This is a genomic window from Pseudomonas kulmbachensis, from assembly GCF_963681935.1.
Taxonomy (GTDB): Bacteria; Pseudomonadota; Gammaproteobacteria; order Pseudomonadales; family Pseudomonadaceae; genus Aquipseudomonas; species Aquipseudomonas kulmbachensis.
The window spans coordinates 563,228-579,638 of sequence record NZ_OY817088.1 but is presented as its reverse complement, the minus strand read 5'-3'; the positions used below and the strand labels follow the sequence as shown (position 1 = coordinate 579,638).

The 16,411-nt window shown below is 53.7% G+C and carries 13 protein-coding genes, 4 tRNA genes and 1 rRNA gene; all 18 read right to left on the bottom strand.

Translation table 11 applies throughout. The annotated features are described in order from the left end of the window. Positions 1-24: 24 nt before the first annotated feature. The 18 genes from rpsG to rrf all read right to left on the bottom strand — a co-directional run bounded on the left by rpsG (position 25) and on the right by rrf (position 16,296). Positions 25-495 (bottom strand): 30S ribosomal protein S7, encoded by a 471-nt coding sequence (gene rpsG / locus U5A05_RS02765; RefSeq protein WP_019824369.1) that lies wholly within the window; start codon positions 493-495, stop codon positions 25-27. Positions 496-618: 123 nt separating this feature from the next. Next, a complete protein-coding gene (rpsL, locus tag U5A05_RS02760; protein ID WP_002555494.1) occupies positions 619-990 on the bottom strand; it encodes a 30S ribosomal protein S12 in 372 nt (123 codons plus the stop codon). A 216-nt stretch (positions 991-1,206) separates the two neighbouring features. Then, complete coding sequence (gene rpoC, locus U5A05_RS02755; RefSeq protein ID WP_261740737.1) at positions 1,207-5,406, bottom strand: DNA-directed RNA polymerase subunit beta'; 4,200 nt, start codon at positions 5,404-5,406, stop codon at positions 1,207-1,209. A 64-nt stretch (positions 5,407-5,470) separates the two neighbouring features. After that, a complete protein-coding gene (gene rpoB, locus U5A05_RS02750) occupies positions 5,471-9,544 on the bottom strand; it encodes a DNA-directed RNA polymerase subunit beta (RefSeq protein WP_261740736.1) in 4,074 nt (1,357 codons plus the stop codon). Between the two features lie 219 nt (positions 9,545-9,763). Continuing rightward, complete coding sequence (gene rplL / locus U5A05_RS02745; RefSeq protein WP_060696753.1) at positions 9,764-10,129, bottom strand: 50S ribosomal protein L7/L12; 366 nt, start codon at positions 10,127-10,129, stop codon at positions 9,764-9,766. Between the two features lie 80 nt (positions 10,130-10,209). After that, positions 10,210-10,710, bottom strand: coding sequence for a 50S ribosomal protein L10 (rplJ, locus tag U5A05_RS02740; RefSeq protein WP_003444392.1), 501 nt, complete (start codon positions 10,708-10,710; stop codon positions 10,210-10,212). A gap of 195 nt (positions 10,711-10,905) precedes the next feature. After that, on the bottom strand, positions 10,906-11,601 hold the full coding sequence (gene rplA, locus U5A05_RS02735; protein ID WP_261740735.1) for a 50S ribosomal protein L1: 696 nt from the start codon (positions 11,599-11,601) through the stop codon (positions 10,906-10,908). Then, a complete protein-coding gene (gene rplK, locus U5A05_RS02730) occupies positions 11,601-12,032 on the bottom strand; it encodes a 50S ribosomal protein L11 (protein ID WP_008008888.1) in 432 nt (143 codons plus the stop codon). Before rplK ends, rplA begins: the two co-directional genes overlap by 1 nt. Positions 12,033-12,148: 116 nt before the next feature. Beyond that, positions 12,149-12,682, bottom strand: a complete 534-nt coding sequence (gene nusG / locus U5A05_RS02725; protein WP_003444397.1) for a transcription termination/antitermination protein NusG — start codon at positions 12,680-12,682, stop codon at positions 12,149-12,151. A 9-nt stretch (positions 12,683-12,691) separates the two neighbouring features. Further along, entirely contained in the window at positions 12,692-13,060 is a 369-nt protein-coding gene (gene secE, locus U5A05_RS02720; RefSeq protein ID WP_016779165.1) for a preprotein translocase subunit SecE, read from the bottom strand. A 45-nt stretch (positions 13,061-13,105) separates the two neighbouring features. After that, a tRNA-Trp gene (locus U5A05_RS02715) sits at positions 13,106-13,181 on the bottom strand. 242 nt (positions 13,182-13,423) lie between these two features. Next, a tRNA-Thr gene (locus U5A05_RS02710) sits at positions 13,424-13,499 on the bottom strand. Between the two features lie 26 nt (positions 13,500-13,525). Next, a tRNA-Gly gene (locus tag U5A05_RS02705) sits at positions 13,526-13,599 on the bottom strand. Positions 13,600-13,624: 25 nt separating this feature from the next. After that, positions 13,625-13,709, bottom strand: a tRNA-Tyr gene (locus tag U5A05_RS02700). 110 nt (positions 13,710-13,819) lie between these two features. Continuing rightward, a complete protein-coding gene (locus tag U5A05_RS02695; RefSeq protein ID WP_321835562.1) occupies positions 13,820-14,296 on the bottom strand; it encodes a hypothetical protein in 477 nt (158 codons plus the stop codon). 7 nt (positions 14,297-14,303) lie between these two features. Then, complete coding sequence (locus tag U5A05_RS02690) at positions 14,304-15,047, bottom strand: pantothenate kinase (protein WP_261740733.1); 744 nt, start codon at positions 15,045-15,047, stop codon at positions 14,304-14,306. Beyond that, on the bottom strand, positions 15,037-15,984 hold the full coding sequence (gene birA, locus U5A05_RS02685) for a bifunctional biotin--[acetyl-CoA-carboxylase] ligase/biotin operon repressor BirA (RefSeq protein ID WP_321835561.1): 948 nt from the start codon (positions 15,982-15,984) through the stop codon (positions 15,037-15,039). The genes U5A05_RS02690 and birA overlap by 11 nt, the downstream gene beginning before the upstream one ends. A 196-nt stretch (positions 15,985-16,180) precedes the next feature. Then, positions 16,181-16,296, bottom strand: a 5S ribosomal RNA gene (gene rrf / locus U5A05_RS02680). Positions 16,297-16,411 lie beyond the last annotated feature (115 nt).

The window sequence follows — 16,411 nt, the reverse complement described above, 5'->3', positions numbered from 1 at the left end:
CTCGCAAAATTAGTGAAGCTGAAATTAGAAGCGGTAGTGCGAGAAAGCTTTGTTAGCTTCGGCCATACGGTGCACGTCTTCACGCTTCTTAACAGCAGCACCTTTACCTTCGGCAGCGTCCAACAGTTCGCCAGCCAAACGCAGAGCCATAGACTTCTCGCCGCGCTTGCGGGCGAAGTCTACCAACCAGCGCATTGCCAGGGCGTTACGACGGGACGGGCGAACTTCGACCGGAACCTGGTAAGTAGCACCGCCTACACGGCGCGACTTCACTTCGACCAGCGGAGCGATGGCGTCGAGAGCTTTCTCGAAGATTTCCAGGGGATCGCTGTTCTTGCGTTCTTTAACCTTTTCCAGCGCGCCATAAACGATACGCTCGGCAACGGCTTTTTTGCCGCTTTCCATCACGTGGTTCATGAACTTGGCCAGGATTTGGCTTCCGTATTTTGGATCGTCAAGCACATCGCGCTTGGCTGCTACGCGTCTTCTTGGCATGGATAAGCCCTCAAACGGTCTTCAGGTTAGCTCGGAACCATTACACCCAGTGGATGCACGTCCGACCTTACTCTTATCGACTCAGAAAAAAAGAAATCTGCATTGTTTACCAGCAACCGAATACTACTTCGGCTTTTTGGTACCGTACTTCGAACGACCTTGGTTACGACCTTTAACGCCGGAAGTATCCAAAGAGCCGCGAACGGTGTGATAACGAACACCTGGCAAGTCTTTTACACGACCGCCACGAATCAGTACCACGCTGTGTTCTTGCAGGTTGTGACCTTCACCACCGATGTACGAGGAAACCTCGAAACCGTTGGTCAGGCGCACACGGCATACTTTACGCAGTGCCGAGTTAGGTTTTTTCGGCGTAGTTGTATACACACGGGTGCATACGCCACGACGTTGCGGGCAGTTTTGCAGCGCAGGTACGTCGGATTTCTCGACGATACGCTTACGCGGCTGACGTACCAGCTGGTTGATAGTTGCCATCTACTAGCTCCACTGTTGTCTTGCGACGCTATTGTCTTGCAAGAAAAGCAAAATGGCAGGAACGAATTCCCGCCAAATTTAGGGGTACAAGAGTCTAAAGAGGATCTTGCCCCCAGTCAAGGCAAGGCCCCGACACTTCCACTCATCAAACCCAGACAAAATGTCTCAATTCGATGAATGGAACTGCCGGGGCCCACCCTTCATTTACCGCAGAACTCAGTTACCGCTCGAGTTCAGCGCTTCGGTCAGTGCAGCTTCCACTTCACTGGCGCTTACGCGCAACGGCTTGTCAGCCTCACGGCGGCGCTTACGCTCGCTGTGGTATGCCAAACCGGTACCTGCCGGGATCAAACGACCCACGACAACGTTTTCTTTCAGGCCGCGCAGGTAATCGCGCTTGCCGGTTACCGCTGCTTCGGTCAGTACGCGGGTGGTCTCTTGGAAAGAGGCCGCGGAGATGAACGATTCAGTCGACAACGACGCCTTGGTGATACCCAGCAGAACGCGAGTGAACTTGGATACGAATTTATCTTCGCCACCCAAACGTTCGTTCTCGGTCAACACATGGGTCAACTCCATCTGGTCGCCCTTGATGAAGGTGGAATCGCCAGACTCGGCAATCTCAACTTTACGCAGCATCTGACGCAGAATGGTCTCGATGTGCTTATCGTTGATTTTTACGCCTTGCAGACGGTAAACATCCTGGATCTCGTTAACGATGTACTTGGCCAGCGCGCTGACACCCAGCAGACGCAGGATATCGTGCGGATCGCTTGGACCGTCGGAGATAACTTCGCCGCGGTTCACTTGCTCGCCTTCGAAGACGTTCAGGTGACGCCACTTTGGAATCAGCTCTTCGTACGGATCAGTACCGTCGTTCGGGGTAATAACCAGACGGCGCTTGCCTTTGGTTTCTTTACCGAACGCGATGGTGCCGCTGACTTCAGCCAAAATCGAGGCTTCTTTCGGACGACGTGCTTCGAACAAGTCAGCAACCCGTGGCAAACCACCGGTGATGTCTCGAGTTTTCGAAGTTTCTTGTGGAATACGAGCGATAACATCACCGATCGCGATTTCCGCACCATCCGCTACACCAACCAAGGCGTTAGCAGGCAGGAAGTACTGAGCTGGTACGTCGGTACCTGGCAGCAGCAGATCCTTGCCATCTACACCCACCATCTTCACGGCTGGACGGATGTCCTTGCCGGCAGCTGGACGGTCTTTGGCATCAAGCACTTCAATGTTGGTCATACCGGTCAATTCGTCAGTCTGACGCTTGATCGTGATGCCTTCTTCCATGCCCACGTAGGTCACGGTACCTTTCATTTCGGTAACGATTGGGTGAGTGTGCGGATCCCACTTGGCTACGATCGAGCCAGCGTCAACCTTGTCACCTTCTTTAACCGAAATCACGGCGCCGTACGGCAGCTTGTAACGCTCACGCTCACGACCGAAGTCATCAGCGATGGCCAGCTCACCGGAACGCGATACAGCTACCAGGCAACCATCCACTCGTTCAACGTGCTTCAGGTTGTGCAGACGGACAGTACCGCCATTCTTCACCTGAACGCTGTCAGCAGCAGAGGTCCGGCTTGCCGCACCACCGATGTGGAACGTACGCATTGTCAGCTGTGTACCCGGCTCACCGATCGACTGAGCAGCGATTACGCCGACAGCTTCACCGATGTTCACCTGGTGACCACGAGCCAAGTCACGACCGTAGCACTTGGCGCAGATACCGAAGCGTGTTTCGCAGCTGATAGGCGAGCGCACGATAACTTCGTCGATGCTGTTCAGCTCGATGAATTCAACCCACTTCTCGTCTACCAGGGTGCCAGCAGGAACGATGATGTCATCGGTACCCGGCTTGAACACATCACGGGCGATTACTCGACCCAGTACGCGCTCACCCAACGGCTCAACAACGTCGCCGCCTTCAATGTGCGGAGTCATCAGCAGACCGTGTTCGGTCCCGCAGTCGACTTCGGTCACAACCAGATCCTGCGCAACGTCTACCAGACGACGCGTCAAGTAACCGGAGTTAGCAGTTTTCAAGGCGGTATCCGCCAGACCCTTACGAGCACCGTGAGTAGAGATGAAGTACTGAAGTACGCTCAAACCTTCACGGAAGTTCGCAGTAATCGGCGTTTCGATGATGGAGCCATCTGGCTTGGCCATCAGACCACGCATACCGGCCAGCTGACGGATCTGCGCAGCAGAACCCCGCGCGCCGGAGTCGGCCATCATGTACATCGAGTTGAACGACTCTTGCTCAACCTCAACGCCGTGACGGTCAATAACCTTCTCTTTCGAGAGGTTCGACATCATTGCCTTGGATACTTCGTCGTTAGCTTTCGACCAAAGGTCGATTACTTTGTTGTACTTCTCGCCCTGGGTTACCAGGCCGGAGGCGTACTGGCTCTCGATCTCTTTCACTTCATCGGTAGCAGCCGCGATGATGCTGGCTTTTTCATCAGGGATAACGAAGTCGTTAACACCGATGGAAACGCCGGAAATGGTCGAATAAGCAAAACCGGTGTACATCAACTGGTCAGCGAAGATCACGGTCTCTTTCAAACCAACCACGCGGTAGCACTGGTTGATCAGCTTGGAGATCGCTTTTTTCTTCATCGGCAGGTTGACGACGTCGTACGACAGACCTTTTGGCACAACCTGGAACAACAGCGCACGACCGACAGTGGTGTCGACGATACGGGTGTTGCTCACGCTGCCGCCATCACGGTCATTGACGGTTTCGCTGATGCGAACTTTAACCTTGGCATGCAGTGCGGCTTCGCCAGCACGGAATACACGGTCAACTTCTTGCAAGTCAGCGAATACACGACCTTCGCCCTTGGCGTTGATCGCTTCACGGGTCATGTAGTACAGACCCAATACAACGTCCTGCGACGGAACGATGATTGGCTCACCGTTGGCTGGCGACAGAATGTTGTTGGTCGACATCATCAACGCACGCGCTTCCAACTGGGCTTCCAGTGTCAACGGTACGTGCACGGCCATTTGGTCGCCGTCGAAGTCGGCGTTGTACGCAGCACAGACCAGAGGGTGCAGCTGGATAGCCTTACCTTCGATCAGTACCGGTTCAAACGCTTGGATACCCAGACGGTGAAGGGTCGGTGCACGGTTGAGGAGGACCGGGTGTTCGCGGATAACTTCAGCGAGAACGTCCCAAACTTCCGGCAGCTCGCGCTCAACCATCTTCTTGGCCGCTTTGATGGTGGTAGCGAGACCACGCATTTCCAGCTTGCCAAAAATGAACGGTTTGAACAGCTCGAGAGCCATTTTCTTCGGCAGACCGCACTGGTGCAGACGCAGGGTCGGACCTACGGTAATTACCGAACGACCCGAGTAGTCAACACGCTTACCGAGCAAGTTCTGACGGAAACGACCTTGCTTACCCTTGATCATGTCAGCCAAGGATTTCAGAGGGCGCTTGTTCGAACCGGTAATAGCGCGACCACGACGGCCGTTGTCGAGCAGTGCGTCGACCGCTTCTTGCAACATACGCTTTTCGTTGCGCACGATGATGTCCGGAGCGGACAGATCAAGCAGGCGCTTCAAGCGGTTGTTACGGTTGATCACTCGACGATACAGATCGTTGAGGTCGGAAGTCGCGAAACGACCACCATCCAACGGAACCAAAGGACGCAGATCCGGCGGCAGAACCGGCAGAACGGTCAGAACCATCCACTCAGGAAGGTTGCCGGAACCCAGGAAGGCTTCCATCAACTTCAAGCGCTTGGACAGTTTCTTGATTTTGGTTTCGGAGTTGGTTTGCGGAATCTCTTCGCGCAGACGGCCAATCTCGTGTTCCAGGTCGATAGCGTGCAGCAGTTCACGGACAGCTTCGGCACCCATACGGGCATCGAAATCGTCGCCGAACTCTTCCAACGCTTCGAAGTACTGCTCATCGTTCAGCAGCTGACCTTTTTCCAGAGTGGTCATGCCTGGATCGATAACGACATAGCTCTCGAAGTAGAGAACGCGTTCGATATCACGCAGGGTCATGTCCATCAGCAAACCGATACGGGACGGCAGCGATTTCAGGAACCAGATGTGTGCAACTGGCGAAGCCAGCTCGATGTGAGCCATGCGCTCGCGACGGACCTTGGCCAGTGCGACTTCAACGCCACACTTCTCACAGATCACACCACGGTGCTTCAAGCGCTTGTACTTACCGCACAGGCACTCGTAATCCTTTACCGGGCCAAAGATCTTGGCGCAGAACAGGCCGTCACGCTCAGGTTTGAACGTACGGTAGTTGATGGTTTCCGGCTTTTTAACTTCACCGAACGACCACGAACGGATCATCTCAGGCGATGCCAATCCAATACGGATGGCGTCGAACTCTTCGACTTGACCCTGGTTTTTCAGCAAATTCAGTAGGTCTTTCAAGGCCTTTCCTCCTGGCGGAGCAGAGAGCGGGCTAAACAGCCCCGCTCTCGATTCGCGTCACGTGTTATTCGGTTTCCAGATCGATATCGATGCCGAGGGAACGAATTTCTTTGATCAACACGTTGAAGGACTCGGGCATGCCCGGCTCCATACGGTGATCGCCGTCCACGATGTTTTTGTACATCTTGGTACGACCGTTCACATCGTCCGACTTCACTGTGAGCATTTCTTGCAGAGTGTATGCCGCGCCGTAGGCTTCCAGCGCCCAGACCTCCATCTCCCCGAAACGCTGACCACCGAACTGTGCCTTACCACCCAGCGGCTGCTGGGTAACCAGGCTGTAAGAACCGGTAGAACGAGCGTGCATCTTGTCGTCTACCAAGTGGTTCAGCTTCAGCATGTACATGTAGCCAACGGTAACCGGACGCTCGAACTTGTTGCCGGTACGGCCGTCAGTCAGTTCCATCTGGCCGCTGTCCGGCAGATCTGCCAAGCGCAGCATTGCCTTGATTTCGCTTTCTTTGGCGCCGTCGAACACCGGAGTAGCCATCGGCACACCGCCGCGAAGGTTCTTCGCCAGATCAAGAATTTCCTGATCGGAGAAGTCGTCCAGGCTTTCTTGACGACCGCCAATTTCGTTGTAGATCTCATGCAGGAACTTACGCAGGTCAGCGACCTTACGTTGCTCTTCAATCATGAGGTTGATCTTCTCGCCCAAACCTTTGGCTGCGAGGCCCAGGTGAGTTTCGAGAATCTGACCAACGTTCATACGCGAAGGTACGCCCAACGGGTTGAGGACCACATCAACCGGGGTGCCATTGGCATCGTACGGCATGTCTTCAACCGGCATGATCACGGAGACCACACCTTTGTTACCGTGACGACCAGCCATCTTGTCACCCGGCTGGATGCGACGACGGATTGCCAGGTAAACCTTGACGATTTTCAGCACGCCTGGAGCCAGGTCATCGCCCTGCTGCAGTTTGCGCTTCTTGTCTTCGAACTTGTCGTCCAGCAGACGACGGCGATCGATGATGTAAGCCTGAGCCTTTTCAAGCTGCTCGTTCAGAGCATCTTCAGCCATGCGCAGTTTGAACCACTGACCATGCTCAAGACCGTCCAGGATTTCATTAGTGATTTCCTGACCTTTCTTCAGACCAGCTCCACCTTCGGCGATACGGCCAACCAGTGCAGAGCGCAGACGTTCGAAAGTGGCGCCTTCAACGATACGGAACTCTTCGTTCAGATCCTTGCGGATCTCGTCCAGCTGGGTCTTCTCGATCGACAGGGCACGAGCATCACGCTCAACGCCGTCACGAGTGAAGACCTGCACGTCGATAACAGTACCTTTGGTACCGGTAGGTACACGCAGGGAAGTGTCTTTAACGTCGCTGGCTTTTTCACCGAAGATTGCACGCAACAGCTTCTCTTCTGGCGTCAGCTGAGTCTCGCCTTTCGGAGTGACCTTACCAACCAGAATGTCGCCAGCGCCAACTTCAGCACCTACATAAACGATACCGGCTTCGTCCAGTTTGTTCAGTGCAGCTTCACCCACGTTAGGGATGTCTGCAGTGATCTCTTCAGGCCCAAGCTTGGTGTCACGTGCCACACAGGTCAGTTCCTGAATGTGGATCGTGGTAAAGCGATCTTCTTGAACAACTCGTTCCGACAAGCAGATGGAGTCTTCGAAGTTGTAACCGTTCCAGGCCATGAACGCGATGCGCATGTTCTGACCCAAAGCCAGTTCACCCATATCGGTGGACGGGCCATCAGCCATGATGTCGCTGCGCTGAACACGATCACCCTTGCGAACCAGCGGACGCTGGTTAATGCAGGTGTTCTGGTTGGAGCGGGTGTACTTGGTCAGGTTGTAGATGTCGACACCGGCTTCGCCAGTTTCAACTTCGTCATCAGCAACACGAACCACAATACGGCTGGCATCAACAGAGTCGATCACGCCGCCACGACGAGCTACGACGCAAACGCCGGAGTCACGAGCTACGTTACGCTCCATGCCAGTACCAACCAGCGGCTTGTCAGCACGCAGAGTAGGTACAGCTTGACGCTGCATGTTGGAACCCATCAACGCACGGTTGGCGTCATCGTGTTCCAGGAACGGGATCAGCGACGCTGCAACCGAAACAACCTGCTTCGGCGAAACGTCCATCAAGGTGACGTCTTCCGGCGCCTTGACGGTGAATTCGTTCAAGTGACGAACAGCTACCAATTCGTCGATCAGCACTTTCTTGTCGTTCATCGTGGCCGAAGCCTGAGCGATCACGTGATCAGCTTCTTCGATGGCAGACAGGAAAACGATCTCGTCGGTAACCAGTGCGTCTTTCACTACACGGTACGGGCTCTCGAGGAAGCCGTACTGGTTGGTGCGCGCATAGGCTGCCAAGGAGTTGATCAGACCAATGTTCGGACCTTCCGGCGTCTCAATCGGGCAAACACGGCCGTAGTGAGTCGGGTGTACGTCACGAACTTCGAAGCCTGCACGCTCACGCGTCAGACCGCCCGGGCCCAGTGCAGAAACACGGCGCTTGTGGGTGATCTCGGACAACGGGTTGTTCTGGTCCATGAACTGGGACAGCTGGCTCGAACCGAAGAACTCTTTCACCGCTGCAGCCACTGGCTTGGCGTTGATCAAGTCTTGCGGCATCAGGCCTTCGCTTTCAGCCATCGACAGACGCTCTTTGACCGCACGCTCAACACGTACCAGGCCAACGCGGAACTGGTTCTCGGCCATTTCGCCTACACAGCGAACACGACGGTTACCCAAGTGGTCGATGTCATCGACGATGCCTTTACCGTTACGGATGTCGACCAGAGTCTTCAGTACGGCAACGATGTCTTCTTTGCACAACACGCCCGAACCTTCGATCTCGGTACGACCGATACGACGGTTGAACTTCATCCGGCCGACCGCAGACAGGTCATAGCGCTCAGGGCTGAAGAACAGGTTGTTGAACAGAGTCTCGGCAGCGTCTTTGGTTGGCGGCTCGCCTGGACGCATCATGCGATAGATTTCGACCAGCGCTTCCAATTGGTTGCTGGTGGAGTCGATCTTCAGAGTGTCGGAAACGAACGGACCGCAGTCGATATCGTTGGTGTACAACGTTTCGATGCGAACAACCTGACCCTTGGCAATTTTTGCCAGGATTTCAGTGGTCAGCTCGGTGTTGCACTCAGCAATGATTTCGCCGGTAGCCGGATGCACGATAGCCTTGGCCGTTGTGCGACCCAGGACATAGTCCAGAGGCATAACGAGCTCTTTGATACCGGCTTTTTCCAGCTGATTGATGTGGCGAGCAGTAATACGACGACCCTGCTCAACAATCACCTTGCCTTTGTCATCGACGATATCGATGGCCGCGATTTCACCGCGCAGACGATGCGGAACCAGCTCCAGGCTGATGCTCTCACCCTGAACGTGGAACACGTTGGTGGTGTAGAACGCGTCCAGCACTTGCTCAGTGGTATAACCCAGCGCACGCAGCAGTACCGATGCAGGCAGCTTGCGACGACGGTCAATACGCACGAACACGCAGTCTTTCGGATCGAACTCGAAGTCCAACCACGAACCGCGGTAAGGAATGATACGCGCAGAATAAAGCAGCTTACCGGAGCTGTGCGTCTTGCCGCGGTCGTGGTCAAAGAACACGCCCGGGGAACGGTGCAGCTGGGAAACAATTACACGCTCGGTACCGTTGATTACGAAGGTACCGTTTTCAGTCATCAGGGGGATTTCACCCATGTAGACTTCTTGCTCTTTGATGTCCTTGATCGCTTTGTTCGACGATTCTTTGTCGAAAATGATCAGACGAACTTTTACCCGCAAAGGTACGGCGTACGTTACGCCACGCAACACGCATTCTTTGACATCAAACGCCGGCTCGCCCAAGCGATAACCGACGTACTCCAGCGCAGCATTGCCGGAGTAGCTGATGATCGGGAAAACGGATTTGAAGGCCGCATGCAGGCCCACGTCGCGGAACTGATCTTTAGTCGCTCCCGCCTGCAAGAATTCACGATACGAATCCAGCTGGATTGCCAAGAGATACGGCACATCCATGACGTCCGGCAACTTGCTAAAGTCCTTGCGGATACGTTTTTTCTCAGTATATGAGTAAGCCATCAGCGTTCCCCAGCTTGGTCACCTGCTTGTTTGGCCCCTCCCGACGGGAGCAGCCAGAAAATCGTGCAAACCCCTTGGTTTGCTCCACCGCACAGGGTGGTTACAGCACGTTAGAGGCGCCGACCTAGTCGGCTGCCAATAACGGAAAAAGGCCGGTGGCAAGAGCCACCAGCCATCAGCCTCGGCTTAACGCCCGGGCTGGAGACGCAAGGTCGATGCTTACTTCAGCTCGACTTTAGCGCCTGCTTCTTCCAAGGTAGCCTTGGCTTTGTCAGCTGCGTCTTTCGCAACAGCTTCCAGAACAACGCTAGGAGCGCTGTCTACAACTGCCTTGGCTTCTTTCAAGCCCAGACCAGTCAGCTCACGAACTGCCTTGATCACGTTAACTTTCTTCTCGCCAGCTTCCAGCAGCATGACGTTGAATTCAGTTTGCTCTTCAACAACAGCAGCGGCAGCAGCAGGACCAGCAGAAGCAGCAGCAGCGGAAACGCCGAATGCTTCTTCCATTGCCTTGATCAGCTCAACGATTTCCAGAACGGATTTCGAACCGATTGCGTCGATGATTTCTTGAGTAGTCAGAGACATGACTATAAATTCCTGTATTGGGGTGACAGCCTAGGCGGCTATCGAAATAAACAATAAACGCTGAAAGGAGTCGCTCAGCCTTAGGCTGCAGCAGCTTCTTTCTGGTCGCGAAGGGCCGCCAGAGTACGAGCCAATTTGCTGGTTGCGCCTTGAATCACGCTCATCAGCTGAGAAATTGCTTCGTCACGGGTCGGCAGACTTGCCAGTACGTCGATCTGATTAGCTGCGAGGAACTTGCCCTCGAACGCAGCTGCCTTGATCTCGAACTTATCCTGACCTTTAGCGAACTCTTTGAACAAACGGGCAGCAGCGCCTGGATGTTCGTTGGAGAATGCGATCAAGGTCGGGCCTGTGAACACGTCGTTGAGAACACTGTATTCAGTGTCAGCAACAGCGCGCTTGAGCAGGGTGTTACGTACAACACGTACGTAAACGCCAGCTTCACGAGCCTCTTTACGGAGTCCGGTCATAGCGCCTACTGTCACACCGCGGGCATCAGCCACAACAGCGGACAGGGCAACTTTGGCAGCCTCGTTGACTTCAGCGACGATGGCCTTCTTGTCTTCGAGTTTAATTGCCACGGGTTTAACTCCTGCTTGTTACCGTTTCATCTGGCCGAAGCCGGATGTCGTTTTGGTGTCTGATTCGGTAAGGAACCGGGAGCACCATCTGCGTAGGCTTAAGGTTTAAGGCTTGCGCCGCCTACGGTCTTGGATAGCCCCCGCCAGGCAGGGACCCCAATCTTTCATTGACGCGTTAAAACGCGCCAATTTGTCTTACGCGTCCAAAGAACCTTGGTCGATGACCAAGCCTGGGCCCATAGTGGTGCTCAGGGTAACGCGCTTAACATAAATACCTTTCGAAGAAGCTGGCTTGATACGCTTCAAATCAGCGATCAGGGCTTCAACGTTTTCCTTCAGCTTGACGGCGTCGAAACCGACCTTGCCAACGGAAGTGTGGATGATACCGTTTTTGTCAGTGCGATAACGAACCTGACCAGCCTTCGCGTTCTTAACAGCGGTGGCTACGTCTGGAGTTACAGTACCAACCTTAGGGTTAGGCATCAGACCACGTGGGCCGAGGATCTGACCCAACTGACCTACAACACGCATTGCGTCCGGGGAGGCAATAACTACGTCATAGTTCAGGTCGCCGCCTTTCATTTCGGCAGCCAGGTCGTCCATACCAACGCGATCAGCACCGGCAGCCAAAGCAGCTTCAGCAGCTGGACCCTGAGTGAACACAGCAACACGTACAGTCTTGCCAGTGCCGTGTGGCAGCACAGTAGCGCTACGAACAACCTGGTCAGATTTACGTGGGTCTACGCCCAGGTTAACGGCGATGTCAAAAGACTCGCTGAATTTTACAGTCGACAGCTCAGCCAGCAAAGCAGCAGCGTCTACAAAGTTGTAAGACTTGCCAGCTTCAATTTTACCGGCGATTGCCTTTTGACGCTTAGTCAGCTTAGCCATTACACACCCTCCACGTTAAGGCCCATGCTACGAGCAGAACCGGCGATAGTACGCACGGCTGCTTCCATATCAGCTGCAGTCAGATCCGCGTTTTTGGTTTTCGCGATTTCTTCCAGCTGAGCACGAGTTACTGTGCCAACCTTAACGGTGTTTGGACGAGCGGAACCGCTAGTCAGACCAGCAGCCTTCTTCAGCAGAACCGAAGCAGGGGTCGACTTGGTTTCGAACGTGAAGCTACGGTCGCTGTATACAGTGATGATCACTGGAGTCGGCAGGCCTGGCTCAATACCCTGAGTACGGGCGTTGAAAGCTTTGCAGAATTCCATGATGTTCACGCCGTGCTGACCCAGAGCCGGGCCTACGGGTGGACTTGGGTTGGCCTGAGCGGCCTTCACTTGCAGCTTGATGTAAGCGGTAATCTTCTTAGCCATGAGGCACTCCAATTACGGGTTCAAGCGCCTAAAGAGGCTCCCCGGTTACTTGCGCGTTTATCCCAGTGACGACAAAACCCCACAGCCTAGGCCATGGGGTTGGGATGCGTGTTTAACTAGACCTTCTCGACCTGGCTAAACTCTAGCTCTACCGGAGTAGAGCGACCGAAAATGAGCACCGCCACTTGAATGCGGCTCTTTTCGTAGTTAACTTCTTCGACTGTACCGTTAAAATCAGCAAACGGACCGTCGGTAACACGGACAACTTCGCCCGGTTCGAATAGTGTTTTTGGCTTGGGCTTGTCGCTACCATCAGCAACGCGACGCAGAATTGCTTCTGCCTCTTTATCAGTGATCGGAGCCGGTTTGTCGGCAGTCCCACCAATGAAGCCCATTACGCGCGGAGTGTCCTTGACCAAGTGCCAAGTACCTTCGCTCATATCCATCTGAACCAGCACATAACCAGGGAAGAACTTGCGCTCGCTTTTGCGTTTCTGGCCATTACGCATTTCAACCACTTCTTCAGTGGGAACCAGAATTTCGCCGAAGCCTTCTTCCATGCCTGCCAGCTTAATACGCTCAATCAAAGAGCGCATAACATGCTTTTCGTAACCCGAATAAGCATGCACTACGTACCAACGCTTAGCCACGGGACACCCTTAGCCAACAATCAAGGAAACGAGCCAACCGAGCAGGGAATCTAAACCCCACAACAGCAACGCCATAACAAGAACAACAGCCACCACGATCAACGTGGTCTGCGTAGTTTCTTGGCGAGTTGGCCATACGACTTTACGAATCTCAGTACGAGCTTCCTTTACCAGGACAGCGAACGACTTGCCTTTTGCCGTCTGCAAGCCTACATAGGCAGCAACAGCAGCAATCACAAGAAGTGCAATGACACGATACAGGATCGGCGAACCAGAATAATACTGATTCCCAACAACGCCAACCACCACAAGAGCAACCACTACAAGCCACTTGAGGAGATCGAAGCGAGAGCCTTGAACTTCAGCCTTGGGAGTCATCTAAGAGGATCCTGTGAAAAGAAAGCCAGACGCAATGAGCGAATCTGGCAGGTCAGGAGGGAATCGAACCCCCAACCTACGGTTTTGGAGACCGTCGCTCTGCCAATTGAGCTACTGACCTAAAACATTATCGAGCCGCCGATTATGCCGACACGAGAGAGACTTTTCAACAACCTATGCAATTACTTTTGCAATCAACCCTATCAAAGCAGAAAATTGCAGCGAGTAGCAGAATGCGAGCTACCTGCACCGTAACAACCAACCAGGGCAGCAACACCCAAAACAGGCATCACCAGCAAACACCCAGACAGGTTATGCACCTGTTAAAACAAAGGCAGATATTTTCATATCTGCCTTGTTATATGGAGCTCTTGAGCGGATTTGAACCGCTGACCTCACCCTTACCAAGGGTGTGCTCTACCAACTGAGCTACAAGAGCAAAACACATCGCACAAACAGCGAGACTGGAGCGGGTGGCGGGAATCGAACCCGCATCATTAGCTTGGAAGGCTAAGGTTCTACCACTAAACTACACCCGCAAATCTTGCTGTTCTTGCTTAAATATGGTGGAGGGAGAAGGATTCGAACCTTCGAAGTCGTAGACGTCAGATTTACAGTCTGATCCCTTTGGCCGCTCGGGAACCCCTCCAGAGCTAGGCAGAATTCTACATCATTCTAGCCTTATGTCAACCACTTTCTTCAATTAAATCAGGAAGTTAGCAACTTGACTCGCTTCACACCTAGTAGCCTGTTTGGCGTTCACTGTGGAGCGGGCGCCATTCTATGCAAACTATCGGGTACCTGCAAGCCCTCACAGCGCATTTTTTTGTAATTTAACCCATTGAATTCATTGGCAAGGTTACGCAGAGCCGTTTCAGTCACCGCCGCGCTGCTTTGCGACGTGATTTTGAGTACATATCCCACCAAATCATTACGCTCAGCTTCAGCCGGCAGGGACTGCATACCCATATCAGAAAGCCTGCGCTGCACTCTTCGCAAGAGATCCTCACCGGATATACCACTCAGATAGAAGCACTCCACACCGTCCACATGCGCTCCCTGCACATCACTGCCAGCCACCTGAGGCCGAACCTCACTGAGCAGCCGTATACCTTGCTGACTCCCCTTATACAAAGACAAGGAAACAACCTCCTTGGCCCTAAGCGGCGCCTCTTGCTGATGCCATACGTAATAAAAAATATTCAGAACAACCAGCAGCAGAAACAGCCAACGCATAGGAACCTCAAGGAAGGGGACAAACTACCGCCAAACCGACAAATACAAGGTCTTGAACCAAACGCGCATCAGGCACCATATCCCTCACCAGGCTTGCATCACCACCCGTGAGAAAAACCTCAAAATCCTGCCCCCAATACTCACGCGCCAACTCCAGTTGAGTCAAAACAAATCCCCTCATCATGAGCAAGCAACCACGCTCTACAGCCTCAACCGTCGTACGGCCCGGGGTGCGCTGGAGCAATGCCTGTTCCGCCGACAAGTTGTCATATCTGATTCGCCGGGTATGCGTGCGCAACTGGTCGCGCATCAATGGCATTCCTGGGCATATAAAACCACCTAGATGCTGTCCGTCGGATGTAACAAAATCTGCCGTTACCGCCGTACCGAAATCCAGAACCAGACACGCACTTTTCGCCAACTCAAAAGCACCAACCACAGCCAGCCAGCGATCCAGGCCCAGCAGGGCAAACTCCTCATATCCGTTGCGAACCCCGGCAACAGCCTTGGCTGGCTTTGCGCACTCCACCGCAACACCAAACGTTGCGGCAATCGATGCGACTAGACTCGATGTTTCATCATCACTACGCACACTAACCAGCCGGCAATGCGTCAAACACAGTGCAGGAGCAGCCAATATTGCGGCTACCAGCCCCGCATCAGAATCAACAACCCCGCCACTCACGACAACTGCGCCATCGAGAGCACGCCACTTAATAAAGCTATTACCGCAGTCCATCTCAAGAATCATGGCGCAACCTCAGACTAAGCTCGCCGCCACTGAACACTTTCTCCTCACCCTCAACTCTCATACGTAGCGCACCCTGCTGATCAATACCCAAGACTGTACCGTCCACTCGGTGCACTCCAGCAATCAAGGATACTTCACGACCTTGCCACAAATGATTTTGCTCCCACTCCGCCTGTATAGCCGAAAAACCCGAGACTTCATGGCGCCTGAGATACATGAGCAGACTATCGTTTAGCCGCGAAACCAATACATTCCGGTTTACCGCAGCCCCGGACTCCAGAAAAACAGAAGTCCACGCCTGATCAACCTCACTGGCCACTCTCATGTTGACGTTGATGCCTATACCAAGAACCACATGACATACGTCGGCCGGATCTCCGACGAGCTCAAGCAAGATGCCGGCAATTTTCTTATTGCCCACTAGGACATCATTTGGCCACTTGAGACCTACGCCTGAAACACCAACATCCCTGAGCGCATTCAGCACCGCCAGGCCAACCACTAGACTGAGCCCCTCGAGCTGACGCATCCCCCCGTCCATTCGAAGAACCAGGCTGTAGTAAATATTCTCTGCGAAAGGGCTCACCCACTTACGGCCCCGACGACCTCTCCCCGCAGTTTGCCGCTCAGCCAGAACCACAAAGGGCGCAGTTACACCACGGTCAACCGCGCGCAGAGCCTCAGCATTAGTGGAATCTAACGAGTGATGAATTGAGACAGGCCAAGGACTGGCGGCCAATTGATCCTGCTCAAGGAGCTCAAGCGGTGCAGCCAGCTGATAGCCACGACCACGAACCTTATGAATTGATAAATTCAAGTCGGACTCCAGGTGCTGGAGCTGCTTCCATATAGCACTGCGACTAACGCCAAGCGCAGCCCCAAGTGCTTGCCCTGAATGGAATCGACCGTCTCTTAAGAGTTTCAACAACGTCAGCATGCAAGTATCGCCTCACAATGAGGCACGCATAATAGCCATGAGCAGTGCGATTGCATAGAAACCCTGTGGCTCCTTGCAAACCAGAACACGACTAAAGCGAAACCTTGATAATCAGAGCGCAGCGCTAGCCGCAACTTTTCTCGGCCCAAAAACAAACCCCCTGTCTGCGTGAGCAGACAGGGGGTTTGGAATTTAATCTTGACGATGACCTACTCTCACATGGGGAAACCCCACACTACCATCGGCGATGCATCGTTTCACTACTGAGTTCGGGATGGGATCAGGTGGTTCCAATGCTCTATGGTCGTCAAGAAATTCGGTAGCCAGGTCGTTTGCCTTTCGGCTTACGCTCCAGCGAATGGGTATGTAATAGAGTGGTGTTTTGTGAATCGCAAACTTTCGGTTTGTATCGTCTTCACACACCGCA